Origin of the sequence: Oribacterium sinus (assembly GCF_014202695.1) — a bacterium.
In the GTDB taxonomy this organism is placed as follows: Bacteria; Bacillota; Clostridia; order Lachnospirales; family Lachnospiraceae; genus Oribacterium; species Oribacterium sinus.
The window spans coordinates 1-19,405 of sequence record NZ_JACHHH010000015.1 but is presented as its reverse complement, the minus strand read 5'-3'; the positions used below and the strand labels follow the sequence as shown (position 1 = coordinate 19,405).

Below are 19,405 nucleotides of genomic sequence, written 5' to 3'. Positions count from 1 at the left end.
GGGCTCAGATTGCCCCTTATTCCGAAGTTATTTTTCTGAAAAGCCTTCTGATGTCTTTACTGATTCAGCTCTTTTATTATTTCCTTTTTTCTTTGAACATTAACCTTTCTTATGGAAGGAGCCGTAGTTGTGTCCTGCCTGCAGGTCTACGCCCTTTGCCTTCGCCAGCTCGGATACGGTTACCAGCTGGAAGCCTCTTTCCTGTAAGGCGGGAATCAGTACCTCTGCCGCATCGGCACTTTGGGAATAGATAGAATGCATCAGGATGACATCTCCGTCCTTTACGTGCTGTAATACCGTGTTAATGGTACTTTTGGAGTTTCTGGTTTTCCAATCCAGGGTATCAATGCTCCAAAGAATGGAAGGCTGTCCCTGGCTTTGTAAAGCGGCCTTAACGCTGGCGGAGGTAGCTCCGTAGGGAGGGCGAACCAGAGAAACGGATTGACCGGAAAGTTTTCTTAAAATTTCGTTGGTCTTTGCCAGAGACTGGCTTGCTCCTGCCTGAGAAAGCTTTGGAAGATTCTCATGCTTATAGCTGTGGTTACCAACTTCATGTCCTGCCTCTGCCACACGCTTCACTACGGAAGGATATTTTTCTGCCTGAGTTCCTACGAAGAAGAAGGTTCCTTTTCCGCCATACTTTTGGAAGGCTGCCAGAATACGGTCTTCATATTTTCCGGGACCGTCATCAAAGGTCAGGGCAACCATGGGCTTGGAAGCGTCCACATTGCTCTTGGAGACCTTATGGCTCTGCTCCGGCTGTTCCTCTCTGGGGCTTTCCCCCTTTGCTACCACAGTGACTAAAATGCCGTCAATGTGCATTCCTACACCGATTTTTCCGCTGTCTTCTCCGTTTTTCGCCCAATCCTGCCAGGTGCCCAGTACCGAGGTTTTATAGTACACATCATACTGATCTTTTAAATTGCCGTTTAGGAAAACGCGGATTCCCTCTAAAGGCATGCTCTGCCCTTCTCCGGCGACCTGTCCATTCTCATAGGTTTTACTCCAGCCGCTACCGGAAATGTTGACCTGATACTGAATGGTACCGGTACTTCCCTCCGGCTGATGCTTTAAAAGAATCTTTACTGCGGTGGGATAATTTCCTGCTTTCATCTGCCTTTGGCTATCGTTACTGTAGCTTTGGAAGCCGGTATCCGCTCCGTACAAACTATAGTAGGACTTCAAATGATGCTCCTCCGCAAAGCTTTTTCTTACTCCGAATAAAGGGAGAAGGGCAAAAAAGCAAAGAAAGAGGAAAGAGAGAAGAGCTCCTTTCATAAAAGAAGGCGCTTGATTCGTCTTATTTCGATTCAACATTTTCATCATAACACTCCTTATAGATTTATAAGCTCCTATCACTCCTTCTATTTCTGAAAGCTTAGAACGATGGAAGGCTTTAGAAGCTTAGCTTTGTCACTCAACTTGTTCCCGGGTTATTGTAAATTCTTAAAAACATTAGGATAATTAAGGATTTGCAACACCTTAAAATGATAGCACATTAGGAAAGACAGAAAAGGGAAGATTTGGTTACAAAATAAAGAAGAGAAAGAAATAAAAAAGACTGCAGAAAACATAACTTTTTCTGCAGTCCTTTTTTTATTATTAAATGTTAAATCAGAAGGTAGGAATAATCGTTGTAAACGGTATCTACCAGTTCAGCCAGACGATAGAAGAGCTTTGTATTCTTATCGCCTACCTTGTAGTTCATCTTCTCGCCGCCTACGCGAACAATGGCATTTCCATCATTGTCAACGAATGCAAATCCGTCGTTGGTGGAGTCTTCCATTTCCTCGGCTCTGTGGAAGAGAGTGAACTTCTCCTTGTAAGGAGCGGAATTGTATGGGCAGAAGGTCTCACAGTTACCGCACTCGTTACACATATAATCCACGTGGATAATCTGGTGCATCTCTACGCCGGGAACCTTGATGGCGAAGTTTGCACGGTTAGGACATACATCGCAGCAGTTCTCACAGATGTGGTCGCAGGCAAGACAACGCTTGTCAGGATTTAATCCCTTCTCCGGCTCTACTAGATTACCCTTCTTAGCATAGATCTTCTCGTCTGTGGTTAAGGATGGACGATCTGTACCGATGGTCTTGTTTAAGATTGCTTCGCAAGCAAGTTTCGCATCGGCAATAGCCTTTACGATTACGGAAGCGCCGAAAGCACCGTCTCCTGCAGCATAAACGCCGGCTACGGAAGTCTCATTGCTTTCCTTCTTTAATACAGGAAGTCCCTTGTCGGTAACAGCAATACCGTTCTTCTCATAGAAAGAACCGTCTACCTTCTCACCGATGGAAGCGATTACGGTATCACAAGGAATCTCAACCACTTCGTCGCTTTCCTTAACGGAACGTCTTCCGGAAGCATCCACATCGGAGAGTACCATGCGGTGGCAAAGTAACTTACCGTTCTCGTGGGTAAATGGAGCAAGGAGCTCCTGGAAGTTTACGCCCTCTTCGATAGCCTCTTCCAATTCTTCCTGATCCGCAGGCATGTAGCGCTTTGTTCTTCTGTAAACCAGATAAACATTTTCTACTCCTGCATTTCTCTTCGCAGCTCTTGCAACGTCCATAGCGGTGTTTCCTGCACCTACTACAACAACGTTCTTTCCTAAGTTTACCTTGCCGCCCTGTGTCTTGAAGTCAGCCAGGAAGTGAAGGGCGTTGTAAGCCTCTCCCTTTTCCAGAACAAGTGGAGCTTCCTTGTGGGCACCGATAGCAACGATTACCGCATCAAAGTTATTTTCCTTACGGAAAGCGTCAATATCGCTAACTTCCTGTCCAAGGTGGAACTGAGCGCCGTACTGCTTCGCAAGATTTACGTCCTTCTGAATTTCTTCAGCAGGGATACGGAATCCGGGGATAACGTTGGCTACTACACCGCCGGCTACAGCGTCCTTATCGTAAACATGAACTTCTACGCCTGCTCTTGCCAAGAAGAAAGCGGCAGAGATACCTGCAGGACCTGCTCCGATAACACCAACCTTCTTCTGCACAGAACCTTCCTGCTTTAATCCGGGAAGAACGGCATCATATCCGCCTCTTGCAGCGATTAACTTGTTGGTACGAATCTGTACGTCTGTCTCATAGTGATTTCTGGTACAAGCAGACTGACAGGTATGAGTACAGATATTTCCGGTCATGAAGGGAAGCGGGTTCTTATCTAAGATAACCTCTAAAGCTTCCTGGAACTTGCCTTCATTTACCAGGCGGCCGTAGCTGGTGATATCCTGGTGGATTGGGCAACGGTCACGACAGGGCATGGTGTAGCAATCAACCAAAGGAACCTTCTTATCGGACTTTCTGTTGGGAAGGGGCTTAACAGGCTTTACTAAGTGCTTATCGCTCTTAGCGTCTGCAATCATCTTCTCCACTAAGGAAAGCTCAACCTTTTCCCAAGGCTTTGCAAGGTTCTTCTCTAAAAGCTCAGCCATCTGGATGAAACGAAGGTATCCACCGGTCTTTAAGAGGGTGGTTGCCATGGTTACAGGCCAAATGCCGGCCTCCACGATACGCTCAATGTTGAAGTAATCCGCACCGCCGGAGAAGGAGATACGAAGGCTTCCGTTAAAGTCTCTGGTCAGCATCTTTGCTACAGACATGGAAAGAGCGAAGAGGGACTTTCCGGACATGTACATTTCCTGAGAAGGAAGCTCGTTGTTCTTCACATCTACAGGGAAGGTGTTGGTAATCTTTACACCGAAGGCTAAGTTCAAGCTCTTTGCCAATTCCTGCAAACGCTTTAACATAGGTACTGCATCGCTGTACTGTAAGTCATCCTTGAAGTGGAAGTCTGTGAAAGCGATGTAGTCGTAGCCCATCTCGTCTAAGATTGCACGAGCGGTTTCATATCCTAAGAGAGTAGGGTTACACTTTACGAAGGTGTGCAAATGCTTTTCCTGAATCAGGTAAGAAGCAATCGCCTCAATCTCGGAAGGAGGACAGCCGTGAAGGGTGGAAACGGTAACGCTGTTGATGATTTCGGACTGAATAGCCTCTACATCTTCCTTGGTCACCTTCTGGAAACGGTCAAGGTTAGCCAAAAGCCATGCCTTACACTCCTTAAAGATTTCGGTATCCTTAGCGTCCTTCATCTCGTTGATGAAACGGTCTACCTTAGGAAGCTTGATTCCTTCCAGGTCATATCCTACGGAAATGTTGAACTGGAAAGCATCCGGATCGCCTAAATCATACTCCTTCGCCATAACCTTACAAGCGAACCAGCCCTTTACATACTCTGCAAAAGCCTGTGGTACTTCCAACTCTGTGGACCACTCACAGTTGTAACACTCGTCCTCTGCTGTGATACAGGGCTTTGCTACACAAGCTGCCAGCTCTCTACCGTCCATCTTCTGTACGGTCTTTAACTCGAAGAAACGAGCGCCGCCGTAGTAAGAAGCAACGATGTTCTGGGCAAGCTGGGTGTTAGGTCCTGCAGCAGGTCCAATCTGTCCTTCTAATTTTCTGCCAAAAAGAGTGTTTGGCTGAAGGTTTTTTGCCTGGTAGCATTTCTGCATACCAAAAACAGCTCCCTGTTGATGCTCTACCAAAATACGGTTCATCAATCTGTCAAAGGGAATCGGGGTCATAATATCACTCATGGAAATCTCCTTTTCGGGAATTTTGCCCTCCTGCTTAAGATCCTGCGTCTTCTCCTGATAGACAGGAGGGCTTTTCCCTGATGGGGTATTCTTGCCTGACCAAGAATGGCCCATTAATGTTGCGAACAAAGTTTCCAGAAGAAAAGGGTTCTCAGCTACCCTTTTCTTCTATAGAAATACTTTGCTTTTTGTGAAATTCCGTTTTAACCGTTAATTTTCTTCTCTAAACGAGCTGCACCCTCGCGAATCTTGGCAAGGCATCTCTCTTCGTCGATTCCCTGAAGCTCTCTGTTCTTCATCAGAACCTTACCGTTTCCTACGGTGGTAACTACGGAACGACCGTTCATACCGAAGAGCATGTGGCCGTTTAAGTTGCCGGCATTCATCGGTGTTGGCGGGATATAGTCGGTGATGATGATATCCGCAGCCGCACCCTTCTCTAATACGCCCAGCTTCTTTTCAAAATAACGGTTAGCGATACGAGCATTGCCCTGGAAAAGCATTTCAGGAACCTCTGCCCAAGCGGCACCCGGGTCTACCAAATGATGCTTATGGAGAATATTAGCCACCTTCCAAGATTCTATCATATCATGGGTGTATCCGTCTGTACCTAATCCTGTAAGAATTCCTTTATGTACAATCTCCATGGTAGGAGGACATCCGCAGGCATTACCCATGTTGGACTCCGGGTTGTGTACTACCATGGTATTGGTATCGCGAATCAAATCCATCTCGTGAGGATTTACATAGATGCAGTGGGCAAGGAGAGTCTTCTCCCCCAATACATCCCAGTCATAGAGTCTGTCTACGATTCTCTTGCCGTGCTCCTTTAAGCAACGGTGAAGGTCCAGGATATCCTCCGCCACGTGGATGTGGTATCCGATCTCCTTCGGCTTCTCCTTACGGCAAAGCTCCATGGTCTCATCGGAGATGGTAAAGCTTGCATGCATACCCATCATTCCCTTAATGAAGTCGTCCTTCAGGGAAAGAGCATGCTTTGCGAAGTCAACATTTTCCTTAATAGCGGCATGTGCCTTTTCCTTACCGTCACGATCGGAAATCTCATAGCAAAGAACGGAACGCACGCCGAAGTCTCTGGCAGCCTCTTCGATGGCGAAAAGGGATCCGGAAATCTCTCCGAAGGAAGCGTGGTGATCGAAGATGGTAGTTACTCCGTTCTTGATACACTCTAAATAGGTAGCTTCTGCGGAAAGTTTGGTTAAGTCGTTGTCCAGATTCCGGTCAATAGTCCACCAAAGTCCGTCCAGAATCTCTAAGAATCCGTTAGGAGCATAACCCTTGATGGATAAGCCTCTTGCCAAAGCAGAGTAGATGTGCTCATGGGTATTGATAAAAGCCGGGTGAATCACACCACCCTTTGCATCAATAAATTCCGCGTCTGCGTATTTTTTCTTTAATGTCTCAAAATCTCCTACTTCTACAATAGTGTTGTCTTCCCAAACTACTGCGCCATTCTCGAAAAAGCTGTTCTTTTCGTCTCTGGTGAAAAGACGTCCATTTCCGATTAAAAACATAGCTCAATCCTCCTTTTCTTTCTAAGAGCCCTTGGCTCAGTGCGAAAATTGTATACAGTTTTTCCTAAAAAAATCGCTGTAAAGCCTTGAAAATTCTAGGGAAAAACAGATTTGATAGGATTTTATCATTCCCTGAAAGTAAATGCAATGGAGAACATAAAAAAATTTTTGGAAGCTAAAAAATTTTTTGAAAAAACCATTGCAAAGTAAAAAAACCGTGCTAAGATAGGGGGTACATAAAAAATTTTTAGGTAGTGCATTTCGATAGATTTTGAAAGCATAAATTCCGGTAGAAAGGAGGGAAAATGACAGAGGATAGCAGCTTGGAAATGCTGGTGAGTACGGCTCACGGTATTGCCAGACAGTTCGGAAAGGATTGCGAGGTTTGTATCCATGATCTTTCCGTAAAGGATTTGGAACATACCATCATTTTCATCATCAACGGACATGTGAGCGGAAGAAAGATAGGAGACGGCGCCTCAAAGGTGGTACTGGAAACCCTGGAAGCGATAGAAAAGGGAGACATCATTGTGGATCATCTGGGCTATCGCACCACTACCCAGGACGGCAGAATCCTAAAGTCCTCTACAGTTTTCCTGAAGGACAGCACCGGAAAATACCGCTGGGTTCTGGGCATCAACTATGATGTAACCGCACTGATGAATGTGGATGCGGCATTGCAGTCCATTACCACGGTGGAGAGCCATGACAGTAACGGGGACGGACAGATTCCTTTGAACGTGAATGACCTTTTGGACAACCTGATTAATCAAAGTGTGAAGCGGATTGGAAAGCCGCCGGCTCTGATGAATAAGGAAGAAAAAATCCAAGCCATCCAGTTCTTACGGGATGCGGGAGCCTTCCTGATTACCAAGTCAGGAGACAAGGTTTCCAATTTCTACGGCATCAGTAAATTTACTTTATACAGCTATATTGACCAAAGCAAAAAGTAACAGTATAGTGGCGAAAAAAAGGAGGAATAGCCATGCAGGATTTAAAATGGAAAATTAATGAAATGCCAAAGACAGAGGATAAGAATCTTCCTCTTATGTCTATGGAAGAAGTAAAGAAGGCAAGAACCTTCCACGAGAGCTTCCCTCAGTACTCTGAGACCCCACTTTGCAAGCTTCCCAATATGGCAAAATATCTTGGCCTGGGCAATGTGTACGTAAAGGATGAGTCTTACCGTTTCGGCTTAAATGCCTTCAAGGTATTAGGCGGTTCCTACGCTATCGCTCGTTACATTGCCGAGGAAACCGGAAAGGATATTTCCGAGCTTCCCTACAATGTTTTAACCTCCGAGAAGTTAAAGGAAGAGTTTGGAACAGCAACATTCTTCTCCGCTACCGACGGAAACCACGGAAGAGGAGTAGCCTGGGCGGCTAATAAGTTAAGACAGAACTGTGTAATCATCATGCCGAAGGGCTCTACAGAGACCCGTTTGAACCACATCAAGGCTGAGAATGCCAAGGCATGGATTTCCGATGTAAACTATGACGAGTGTGTAAGACAGGCTGCAGCTCTTGCCGAGAAGGAAGAGCACGGAATCGTAGTACAGGATACCGCTTGGGAAGGCTATGAGAAGATTCCTGCATGGATTATGGAAGGTTATGGAACCATGGCGGATGAGGCTGCCGACCAGCTGGGAGAAAGACCTACCCACGTATTCGTACAGGCCGGCGTAGGTTCTTTGGCAGGTGCAGTTGTAGGATACTTCGCTAACCGTTATAAGGAGAATCCTCCTATTATGGTTGTGGTTGAGGCTTCCGTTGCAGATTGCCTTTACAAGGGCGCTGTGGCAAATGACGGAAACATCCGCATTGTAGACGGCGACATGATTACCATTATGGCAGGACTTGCTTGTGGAGAGCCAAACATTACTTCTTGGGATATCTTAAAGAATCATGCAAAGGCATTTATCTCTGCTGAGGATATCGTTGCTGCAAGAGGAATGAGAATGTTGAACGCTCCGTTAAAGGGAGACGATCAGGTATTTTCCGGAGAGTCCGGTGCAGCAGGCTTCGGTGCATTGGCTGCCATCATGTTACAGGATGACTTCAAGGATTTAAGAGAGAAGTTACAGCTTAACGAGAACAGTAAGGTGCTTTGCTTCAACACCGAGGGAGATACAGACCCTGAGCGTTGGAAGAACATCATCTGGGAAGCAAAAGAGAAGTAAGATAGAACTTTATTTTCAAAGAAACAAATTGTGCAACACCCTGGATAACAGGCTTATATATAACTAAGGAGGATATTAGTATGGGACAGTTAAATAAGGAAGTTTTGGAAGAGATTAAGAAGAGAGCAGAAGGCTATAAGGCTGACATGAGTGCTTTCTTGAGAGCAATCGTAAAGAATCCGGGAGAGTCCGCTGACGAAGCAAAGCACGTTGAGACTATCAAGAATGAGATGGAGAAGGTTGGCTTTGACGAGGTTAAGGTTGACCCACAGGGTAACGTAATGGGATTCATGGGATCCGGAAAGACCCTGATCTGCTTCGACGGACACATCGATACCGTAGGAATCGGAAACAGATCAAACTGGACATTTGATCCATACGACGGATACGAGGATGACACCAAGATCGGTGGAAGAGGTGTTTCCGATCAGCTCGGCGGAACCGTTTCTGCTGTATATGCTGCAAAGATCATGAAGGACATGGGACTTCTGAACGATAAGTACCGCGTAATGGTAGTAGGAACTGTACAGGAAGAGGACTGTGACGGTCTTTGCTGGCAGTACATCATCAACGAAGATAAGATTCGTCCTGAGTTCGTTGTATCTTCCGAGCCTACTGACGGTGGATTATACAGAGGACAGAGAGGACGTATGGAGATCCGCATTGACGTGAAGGGTGTTTCCTGCCACGGTTCCGCTCCTGAAAGAGGAGACAATGCAATCTACAAGATGGCTGACATTCTTTCCGATGTTCGTGCATTAAACAACAACGGAGATGCAGAGTCTACTTCTATCCGCGGATTGGTTAAGATGTTAAATCCGAAGTACAATGAGCAGTGGAAAGAGGCTCGTTTCTTAGGAAGAGGAACTGTTACCGCTTCCGAGATCTTCTTCACATCTCCTTCTCGTTGTGCAGTAGCTGACAGCTGTGCTGTATCTTTGGACAGAAGAATGACTGCCGGAGAGACTTGGGAGTCTTGTCTTGAGGAAATCAGACAGCTTCCTGCAGTAAAGAAGTACGGTGAGGATGTTGTAGTTTCTATGTACAACTATGATCGTCCTTCCTTCACAGGATGTGTATACCCAATCGAGTGCTACTTCCCAACATGGGTACTTCCTGAGGATCACAAGTTATGTAAGGCTTCCGTTGCTGCTTACAAGGATCTTTACGGTGAGAAGAGAATCGGTGAAGTGGATACAGTGGCAGAGAGAGAGCCAAGACCTCTTCTTGACAAGTGGACCTTCTCCACAAACGGTGTTTCCATCATGGGAAGAAACGGTATCCCTGTAATCGGATTCGGACCCGGAGCTGAGGCTCAGGCTCACGCACCTAACGAGATCACATGGAAGAAGGACTTGGTAACCTGTGCAGCATTCTACGCAGCTCTTCCGCAGTACTACTGTGACTAAGTTTTAGAGTCTAAAGTGCAAATCAGTACTATACTTTTCGGCAAGTCCGGAGTAGAGGTGCAAAATAAGAATAAAGATTAAGCCATGGGGCTTTATCGGATAAACACATTTTTAAAGGAGATTAAAATGGATAAGAAGCAGCAGTTTGAAGAGTTAGTAAAGGAAATTAAGGGACTTAAGACTGACAAGATGTACTTAAACGATTTCTTCCTTACATGGGAAAAGTCTGATGATGAGTTAAAGGCAGTATGGGATGTTGCAGATGCACTCAGAAACTTAAGAGAGAGAAACATCTCTACAAAGGTTTTTGATTCCGGTTTAGGAATTTCTTTATTCCGTGATAATTCCACAAGAACTCGTTTCTCCTTCGCTTCCGCTTGTAACCTTCTTGGATTAGAGGTTCAGGATCTGGATGAAGGAAAGTCTCAGGTTGCTCACGGTGAGACCGTTCGTGAGACCGCTAACATGATCTCTTTCATGGCTGACATTATCGGTATCCGTGATGATATGTACATCGGTAAGGGAAATGCTTACATGCACGAGGTTGCTGACTCTGTTGAGGCAGGACACAAGGACGGCGTTTTAGAGCAGAGACCTACTCTGGTTAACTTACAGTGTGATATCGACCACCCGACACAGTGTATGGCTGACGCTTTACACGTAATCCACGAGATGGGCGGAATCGAGAACTTAAAGGGTAAGAAGCTGGCTATGACTTGGGCATACTCTCCTTCTTACGGAAAGCCACTTTCCGTACCTCAGGGTGTAATCGGTCTTTTCACAAGACTTGGTATGGAAGTAGTTCTTGCTCATCCGGAAGGATATGATGTAATGAAGGACGTTGTAGACGTAGCAGAGAAGAATGCTAAGGAGTCCGGCGGATCTTTCAAGGTTACTAATGATATGAAGGAAGCATTCAAGGATGCTGACATCGTATATCCAAAGTCTTGGGCTCCATTCGCAGCTATGGAGAAGAGAACCAATCTTTACGGTGAGGGCGACACAGAGGGCATCAAGGCTCTTGAGAAGGAGCTTCTTGCACAGAACGCTCAGCACAAGGATTGGGCTTGTACAGAAGAGATGATGAAGCTGACCAAGGACGGAAAGGCTCTTTACATGCACTGCTTACCTGCTGATATCACCGGCGTATCCTGCAAGGAAGGTGAGGTTGACGCAACTGTATTCGATCGTTACAGAGACCCACTTTACAAGGAGGCTTCTTACAAGCCATACGTTATCGCAGCTATGATCCTTCTTGAGAAGTTCAAGGATCCTGCAAAGGTATTAGAGGAGTTACAGAAGCGCGGACAGGATAGAATCTTCGAAGCATAATTTATGCAGACAGATAGAACCTTTGAAGCAAAACGAGATATCGCACACTACGCGTGCGATACTCGTTAAGAATAAACGCTTAGAGGGAGAATGATATAGCGTCCCGATTTATTCGGGGCGCTATTCTTCCCTTAAAAAGAATTTGAAAAGCCTATTTTTCCTGTTTCAGGAGTAAAAATTTTTATTGGAGAAAAAATATGGGAAAGAAAATTGTTATCGCCTTAGGGGGAAATGCCCTGGGAAATAATTTGCCGGAGCAGATGGTAGCCGTAAAGACCACCGCAAAGGCTATCGTTGATCTTGTAGAAGACGGAAATGAAGTAGTAGTTGTTCACGGAAACGGTCCTCAGGTTGGTGTTATCAACAATGCTATGGGAGAGTTTGCTTCCGAGCATAAGGAAGATCCGACTCCTCTTTCCGTATGTGTAGCCATGAGCCAGGCGTACATCGGTTATGATATCCAGAATGCCTTGAGAGAGGAATTCTTGAACAGAGGAGGAAAGGTACCTCCAGTAGTAACCGTAGTAACTCAGGTTCGTGTAGATAAGGATGACCCTGCTTTCCAGAATCCTACCAAGCCAATCGGTCGTTTTATGACTAAGGAAGAGGCTGAGGCTGAGGCACAGAAGAGAGGCTGGAATATTAAGGAAGATGCAGGACGTGGATATCGTCGCGTAGTTGCTTCTCCAAAGCCAAAGGAGATTGTAGAGCTTTCCGCAATTAAGGCTATGTCCGATGCGGGAGAGCTGGTAATCTGCTGTGGTGGTGGCGGAATTCCCGTGGTTTCTGAAGGAAAGCACCTTGCCGGAGCCGCTGCGGTTATCGATAAGGACTTCGCTGCAGCCCTTTTGGCAGAGAGTTTGGAAGCAGATATGCTGATTATTTTGACTGCTGTAGAGAAGGTTGCTATCCGTTACGGTAAGCCGGATCAGGAGTGGTTAACAGACCTTTCCGTAGAAGAGGCTCAGAAGTATGCAGACCAGGGCGAGTTCGCTCCCGGATCCATGCTTCCAAAGGTACAGGCTGCTATCCAGTTCGCTTCCGCTAAGAAGGGAAATGAAGCTATGATTACCCTTTTGGAAAAGGCAAGAGAAGCATTACAGGGTAAGACAGGAACCAAGATTACCAAGAAGTAAGAAGAAGCTTTCAACTGAAAGTCAGGGAGATGTTAAAAATCAATAAATTTTTCTAAGCAATATAGGTCTGAATGCGGACTCAAACTACCCCGTATTAGACCAATATTGCCGAAAAATTTTATTTAAATTGATTTTTACAGCTCCTTTTTTGTTTCATTATGAAAATTTTAGAACTATGAATGTAGAAATAAACAATGGTCGATAATAAACTGTGGTAGAATTTTTCTTCTAAAAAGAGAGTTAGACTAAGGCTTTTGAGTAGATTATGGGACTAAGCCTTTTGACTAAGAACTTAGGATAAGTATGTAAAGTGAGAGTTTAGCGTAAACCATGAAACCGAGAAGCTAGAGTAAGGGTTAAGGGAGGGAAGATGAGTCAGAACACATTTTTAATGGAAGAAGCCAATCGTTGTTTGTTATGTAAGAATCCACGATGCTCCAAGCATTGTCCTGTAAATACCTCTATTCCGGAGGTTATTGAGTTGTATAAGCAGGGAGAGTTGAAGAAGGCGGGAGAAATTCTTTTCGAGAATAACCCTCTTTCCGCCATCTGCGCTTTGGTCTGTGAACATGAGAAGCAGTGTGAGGGAAATTGTATTCGGGGAGTGAAGGGGATTCCTATTCCCTTCTATAAGATGGAAGAGGAGATTTCTTTAAAATATCTGGAAGAACTGCATTTTGAAAAGGGTGCGGAGAACAAGGAGCGTATTGCGGTAATCGGTGGTGGCCCTGCCGGAATTACCATTGCTCTTCTGATGCAAAGAAAGGGCTACAAGGTAACCATTTTCGAGTCTCGAAACAGAATCGGCGGTGTACTTCGTTACGGCATTCCGGAGTATCGTCTTCCGAAATATATCATTGATCTCCTGGAAAAGCATTTGCTGGATCTGGGGGTAAAGATTCGTCCCAACATCCTGATCGGACCGGTGCTTTCTCTGGATAAGCTTTTTGAGGACGGTTATGCCGCAGCCTTCATCGGTACCGGTGTATGGAATCCGAGAACCATGGGCATCAAGGGAGAAAGCTTTGGAAATGTGCATTTTGCCATTGACTACTTAAAGTCTCCGGAGACATATCATTTAGGAGAAAATGTTGCTATCATCGGTGCGGGAAATGTGGCCATGGATGCTGCCAGAACTGCAAAAAGAAGCGGCTCCAGAGCCACCATCATTTACCGTAAGGGCATGGAAAATATGACTGCCAGCAAGAAGGAAATCGCTGAGGCGGAGGAGGATGGCGTAGAATTTCTGCTTCATCACTCTCCGGTGGAAATTACGGACGAGGGCATTATCCTGAAGAAGCAGGAAGAGGGACAGCCGGAAGAAGAAGTCTTCTTTAAGGCGGACAGCATTATCGTAGCCATCAGCCAGAACCCCAGAGCCAACATTGTTTCCAACACTACAGATTTGGAGACCAACAACTTGGGCTTACTGCTTACGGATGAGAAGGGGCATACGACGAAGGAAGGAACTTTTGCTTCCGGAGACGTGGTAACCGGTGCCAAAACCGTAGTGGAAGCGGTGCATCAAGCGAAGATTGTAGCGGAGGAAATGGAAGCCTACTGTGAAGCAAAGAAGAATATGAAGGAGATGACGAAAACTGCCGCGGAAAGTGCTTCCTAGTTTAAGGGTAAAAATCAGAAAAGGACTGTAAAAATAAATTTTCTAAGCAATATAGGTCTGAAATTGGGGCACGCTCTCGCTAGCTTCGCCTCGTAGCGGATACTAAGCGAAAAACTTCGTTTCACTTGTTTTTCGCAAGTACCGACGGGCTCAGACTACCCCGTATTCAGACCTATATTGCCGAAAATTCTTTATTTTGATTTTTACAGTCCTTTTTTTGTGCGCTTTTTTGGAGAAATTCCGGGGGCGATATGGGAAACAATCCGTCTTCAGTCCTAACCGATACTGAGAAAGCTCGAACTTAAAGAAAAGCAAGCAAACTATTTAATTTATAAATAGCATTATTAAAAACTACAATAGTATTAAGAGAAAATTAGCTTAGTTTTTATGATATATTACTAAAATCGCACAATATTCATTTGAGGGAGAGAATGAATTTTAGACAGAGGGACAGCAAGTTGACTTTGAAAGGAACTAAGAAGAAATGGTTAGACGCGGTTTGAAGACGACAGTCATTGCCACAGTAATGGCAATGATGCTTGCACCGAGCTTTTCTGCATTTGCCCAGACAGGTAAGAGCAATACTTCGGGAAGCTGGCAGGTAGAAAACAATGCATGGGTATTCCGGAATGCAGAAGGACAGTCTGTAAAGGGCTGGGTAGTATATAACCAGGAGTGGTACTATCTGAATCCGGAAAACGGACAGTTAAAGACCGGTTGGTTACAGCTGGATGGAAAATGGTATTTCCTCAGTACAGAATCTGGGGCACAGCAGGGAAGATTATTAACCGGATGGCAGTGGATTGACGGCTATTGCTATTATCTGATGCCTACCGATGACAACAATTACGGAGTGCTGGTGGTAAATGGAAGAACTCCGGACGGCTACTATGTAAATCAGAGTGGACAGTGGCTTCATGGCGAAAATGGAGATGCCGTCTATGAGGCAGGCAAGGGACTTCCCTCTGCAGCGTCCTCCCAGCAGGTAGCAGGAGCAAGCCGTGCTCTTCCCGGACAGGTTCTTGGGGCAAGTAGAGCTATTGCAGCACCCGGAGGCGGAAGCTTCGGAGGAGGTGGAGGTGGCGGATCCACCGGAGGAGGAGCAACTGCATCTACCACAGGAGGAGCAGGAACTGCAACAGCCGGAGCCGCTACAGGAACAGCAACCGGAGGAAGTGCCGCTGGAACTCCTACTCCCTCTACAGAGGGAACAGGAGCATCTACAGATACAGAAACACCCGGAACACAGCCTGCAACTCCGGTAATCCCGGCCCAGCCCGAGACACCGACTCAGCCTGAAACTCCGGTAACTCCGGCCCAGCCCGAGAACCCGACTCAGCCTGAAACTCCGGTGACACCGGCACAACCCGAGAACCCGACTCAGCCTGAAACTCCGGTGACACCGGCACAGCCTGAGAACCCGACACAGCCGGAAACTCCTGTAACTCCGGTACAGCCTGAAACTCCGGTAACCCCTGCACAGCCTGAGAATCCGACTCAGCCTGAGACTCCGGTAACTCCGGCCCAGCCAGAAACTCCGGTAAGCCCGGCCCAGCCAGAGAATCCGACTCAGCCAGAAAATCCGGTAACTCCGGCCCAGCCAGAGAATCCGACTCAGCCTGAGACGCCGGTAAGCCCGGCCCAGCCAGAGAATCCGACTCAGCCAGAAAATCCGGTAACTCCAGCCCAGCCTGAGAATCCGACTCAGCCTGAGACTCCGGTAAGCCCGGCCCAGCCCGAGAATCCGATTCAGCCGGAGACTCCGGTAAGCCCGGCCCAGCCCGAGAATCCGACTCAGCCAGAAACTCCTGAGACCCCATCTCAGCCAGAAAATAATTTAAAGAACTGGCCGGGAACACATACCTTATCTTATGATGCAGCTAAAAACTGCTTTGTTTTATCCTTTGATGAAGGAAATCAGATCAATGAGCTTCAAGAGTTACTGCTTAGCATTAATAAGGTTACGGTAAATCAGACTGAATATGCAGTGGGAGATGCTAAAGCGGATTTAAGTAAAGAAGCAAATACATATTGGCATGACCTTAGGGGAAAAGAAAAGGTGAGAGGATATCTCAATGCTCTTAACTTTAACAAAAAGTCCTTCCATGAGGGAGAGAACACTGTTGAAATTCAGGCAGATGGCTATAATCCGGTAACTCTTCATGTTAATGCAACAAAGGAAGAGCTTCAGGATGAAAAGCTAGATCTTAAGAAGCCGGAGAAGATTATCCCTAAAGACTTCGACAGAACGGAGGCAGGAGAGTATAACGTAAAACTTTTCGCATTTAATAACCTTAGTAAGGGTCAAAAAGAATTTCTCGGCGCCCTTAACGAGGTAGTTGTTGATGATGTACACTATCAAAAAATTGAGGAAAAATATTTTGATGCCTTTGTGAGAATAGGAGAACCAAGCTTCTTTGTCACGACTGAGGGTACAAGTATCACTTTAAACTTAAATTATTATCCTAAAGAAGCAGGAGCTCATAAGCTTATATTGAAAGCAGACGGCTATGAGAATCTTGTGATTGAATACACACAGGCTGAGGCAAAGTCCGCACCTGTAGTAGATAAGCTTGAGAAGAAAGAGGCTCAGGGATATTACGAGCTTTCTTTCCAGGGAGACAGAAAGGCTGTTCAGAAATACCTAAAGAGTATCAAGAGTCTGACCGTTGCAGGAAGAACATACGGACAAATGGCACCTTTCAGTACTGATTTGTTGAAGATGGGAGAGAAGTTTAGCTTCGGAGACTCAAAAGGAGAGAAAGAATTAGAAGATTTACTTTTATTCTCCATTCCTACAGACAATGTGGATAAAGAGCAGGAGATTCGCATTGAAGCGGAAGGATACGAAGTAGCTACCATTTCTCTATCTTAAGTAGCGCTAAGTGGATAGCAAATAGTTTGTAGAAAATGCATAAGAAAGAAGCGGTGAAAGAAAAACGGGATAAAAACCGGAGACTTTCTTCCACCGCTTTTTTGTATTTTTTAAAGAGTAAAAAACAGGAATGGATAGGTTCTATTGGGCATATCGCTATAAAATTTAATTTATATATCAAGTCAAACGCATAAGAATTTTCTATACTTCTTATTCTTTTCTTTGCTTGGGACGAAAAACTTAGGAGTCAGCAGATGAACAGCTGTGTTTTAGCACTTAAGGAGAAGAGAAAATGAAAAAAGGAGTGGAACAAAAGAAAAAAGAGCCGAAAGCGAAGAAGGGAGGCTTGTTCCAAAGCTTGCGTTTAAGCAGCAAAATGTCGATTTTAATCGGACTTTGCTCAGCGATTGCACTTATCGGGACAGGTTCTATTCTAATTAATATTAGTAAGAGCAGTATGGAAAAGACCGTTGACAGCAATATGGTAGATAAAACCCACATGGCTATCAATGATATTGAAAATATTCTCTATCAAAATCAGGTAGTTGCGGAAACCATTAGAGAAGGCATTATGTCGGCTTATGAGACGCAGGAAGAGGTGGGGGCTGTGCCCGCCAATATCTGGAATATTGTGGATGGGAATGGAAATGCCGTTGCCACCAAGGTGATGGGACCAACTACTTTCCAGTCTCGGGTAAGAAATGTTGCCATTCCGGCAAATCTATATAATGCGGAGTCTGCTATGTTGGACTCTCTTTACGCGGCGGTCAACAGTGATGACAGTATATTTGGCGTAGGAGTCTATTTTGACAAGGGTGCCTTTATTCCCGGCGTGGATGACTATTCCCTCTATCTTAGCAAGGAAAATGCCAAGACTCGTACTGTGCAGACCTATTCCGCAGGCTATCAGGAAGAAGAGGATTTTAAGCATTTAAAAGAAACACAAAAGCTTAGCGTTAGCAGCATTTATCAGGATGCCTATACCAAGGATTGGGTTTTTTCCATAATGGTTCCTATTGTTATTAAAGAGGAATTTAAGGGCTATGTTCTTGTGGATATGAAAATGGATGTTTTCGAACTTCTGCAGCAATCGGACGAACGTTTTCCATCTTTGGCAGTTGAGTTAACCGATCATGATGGCAATGTTGCTTATTCTATGGATGCGGACGCCGTTGCAAAACCCGTAAAGGATACATTGCCGGAGGATGCATACAATACTCTGGAAAGCATGAAGGCAGAGGGAAAATCATTTAATGTGGTTACTGATAGCTTGGATAATGGTAAGGTAAAGCGCTTTCTTGCTCCGCTAGAAGTAGGAGATACAGACTGGTGGGTAAGTGTCAGCCTTTCTGAAGCAGAATATAATGCTACTCTGATGACTTTGGTAAAGACTGCTGTGTTGACCAATTTATTGGGGGTATTGATTTTAGTTTGCCTTACCCATTTCCTGATTCGTACCTCATTGGCTCCTTTAAAGAAAATTTCTTCTTCCGGAGTGGAAGTGGCCAAGGGAAATTTCGATGTAGACATTCAGTACAATAAGAAAGACGAAATCGGAGAGCTGGCAGAAAGCATGAGAGAAATCATGCAGAGAATCCGGGGCATTATTTCCGATTTGCAGGATAAACTCAGTGAGCTGTCCAAAGGAAATTATCGGGTGGATATGGAGGATCAGGAGTATTATGCCGGTGCCTATGCACCTCTCCTACAGTCTCTTAGAGAGATTCGGGGAGACCTGTCCAATACCATGAAGGAAATCAGAAATTCCGCAGAGCAGGTACAGGAAGGAGCGGATCAGGTCAGCAATGCCGCTCAGTCTCTTTCCGAAGGGGCAACGGAACAGGCTTCTTCCATTGAAGAGCTCTCCGCTACCATGGATGATATTTCCCACAAGATTGACAGTACGGTAAAGATTACCGAGGAAGTGGCAAAATTAAGCAATGATGCGGAGAAGGCTGTAAATGTCAGCACCAATAAGATGGATGAGATGTCCAGAGCCATGCAGGATATTACGGAGAAATCTCAGGAAATCAATAAGATCATCAAGACCATTGACGATATTGCTTTCCAAACCAATATCCTCTCCCTAAATGCATCCATCGAAGCAGCCCGTGCCGGAGCGGCAGGAAAGGGCTTTGCCGTTGTGGCGGATGAGGTAGGAAACCTGGCTCAAAAGTCTGCCAAGGCTGCCCAGAATACCAGCAGCTTAATCGAAGAGGCTATTGATGCCATCGGTAAGGGAGCAAAGCTTTCCGAGGAAACGGCCCAGTCTTTAGTGGTGGTTTCTGAACAAAGTAAGAAGATTAACAGTATGATCAGCAACATTTCTCTGGCATCGGATGAACAAGCCAAGGGCGTAAAGCAGGTAAGTGTGGGAATCGACCAGATTTCTTCCGTGGTACAAAATAACTCCGCAACAGCGGAGGAAAGTGCCGCGGCTTCCGAAGAGTTAACCGGACAGGCTCATACCTTAAATGAGCTTATGGAAAAATTCCAGTTGAAGGAAGATTAAGAGACAAGCTGATGAATAGAGAGTTCGACAAGATGCAAAGATAGCTTGACGAATAGCTTCAAAAGTCCCTAAAAATAGATAATTTCATTTAAAGACAAAATGTATAAATGCTAAATTGAAAAAGTAAATTCCAGTGCAGAGGTAAATTCTACCTAGCTTTAAAAAATCCCTAAAATCAGGCAGTTTGAAATTTCATTTCTGCC

Annotated in this window: 11 protein-coding genes; 8 read left to right on the top strand and 3 right to left on the bottom strand. The window is 45.4% G+C overall.

All coding sequences use genetic code 11. From position 1 onward, the window contains the following. Positions 1–99: 99 nt before the first annotated feature. The 3 genes from HNQ46_RS11530 to ssnA form a co-directional block, all read right to left on the bottom strand. Entirely contained in the window at positions 100–1,326 is a 1,227-nt protein-coding gene (locus HNQ46_RS11530) for a polysaccharide deacetylase family protein (protein WP_183684819.1), read from the bottom strand. A 283-nt stretch (positions 1,327–1,609) separates the two neighbouring features. Continuing rightward, the gene (gene ygfK, locus HNQ46_RS11525; RefSeq protein ID WP_183684818.1) at positions 1,610–4,603 is read right to left on the bottom strand and encodes a putative selenate reductase subunit YgfK; all 2,994 of its coding nucleotides are present in this window, start codon (positions 4,601–4,603) and stop codon (positions 1,610–1,612) included. 203 nt (positions 4,604–4,806) lie between these two features. Continuing rightward, positions 4,807–6,138 (bottom strand): putative aminohydrolase SsnA, encoded by a 1,332-nt coding sequence (ssnA, locus tag HNQ46_RS11520; RefSeq protein ID WP_183684817.1) that lies wholly within the window; start codon positions 6,136–6,138, stop codon positions 4,807–4,809. A gap of 305 nt (positions 6,139–6,443) precedes the next feature. Between ssnA and HNQ46_RS11515 the strand changes: the two genes are divergently transcribed. From HNQ46_RS11515 to HNQ46_RS11480, 8 genes are all read left to right on the top strand, one after another. Further along, a complete protein-coding gene (locus tag HNQ46_RS11515; RefSeq protein ID WP_183684816.1) occupies positions 6,444–7,091 on the top strand; it encodes a helix-turn-helix transcriptional regulator in 648 nt (215 codons plus the stop codon). A 32-nt stretch (positions 7,092–7,123) separates the two neighbouring features. Beyond that, a complete protein-coding gene (gene dpaL, locus HNQ46_RS11510; protein WP_007157766.1) occupies positions 7,124–8,317 on the top strand; it encodes a diaminopropionate ammonia-lyase in 1,194 nt (397 codons plus the stop codon). 80 nt (positions 8,318–8,397) lie between these two features. Next, on the top strand, positions 8,398–9,726 hold the full coding sequence (locus HNQ46_RS11505) for a YgeY family selenium metabolism-linked hydrolase (protein WP_007157765.1): 1,329 nt from the start codon (positions 8,398–8,400) through the stop codon (positions 9,724–9,726). Between the two features lie 126 nt (positions 9,727–9,852). After that, a complete protein-coding gene (gene ygeW, locus HNQ46_RS11500; RefSeq protein ID WP_183684815.1) occupies positions 9,853–11,058 on the top strand; it encodes a knotted carbamoyltransferase YgeW in 1,206 nt (401 codons plus the stop codon). Positions 11,059–11,255: 197 nt separating this feature from the next. After that, positions 11,256–12,194: a carbamate kinase gene (gene arcC, locus HNQ46_RS11495; RefSeq protein WP_183684814.1), complete on the top strand. Its 939-nt coding sequence runs from the start codon at positions 11,256–11,258 to the stop codon at positions 12,192–12,194. A 370-nt stretch (positions 12,195–12,564) separates the two neighbouring features. Beyond that, positions 12,565–13,815 carry an NAD(P)-dependent oxidoreductase gene (locus HNQ46_RS11490; RefSeq protein WP_183684813.1) on the top strand — a complete coding sequence of 417 codons (1,251 nt, stop codon included), beginning with the start codon at positions 12,565–12,567 and terminating at the stop codon, positions 13,813–13,815. A gap of 484 nt (positions 13,816–14,299) precedes the next feature. Beyond that, a complete protein-coding gene (locus HNQ46_RS11485) occupies positions 14,300–16,690 on the top strand; it encodes a hemoblobin-interacting domain-containing protein (RefSeq protein WP_183684812.1) in 2,391 nt (796 codons plus the stop codon). 292 nt (positions 16,691–16,982) lie between these two features. Then, positions 16,983–19,202, top strand: a complete 2,220-nt coding sequence (locus HNQ46_RS11480; RefSeq protein WP_183684811.1) for a methyl-accepting chemotaxis protein — start codon at positions 16,983–16,985, stop codon at positions 19,200–19,202. Positions 19,203–19,405: the final 203 nt, after the last annotated feature.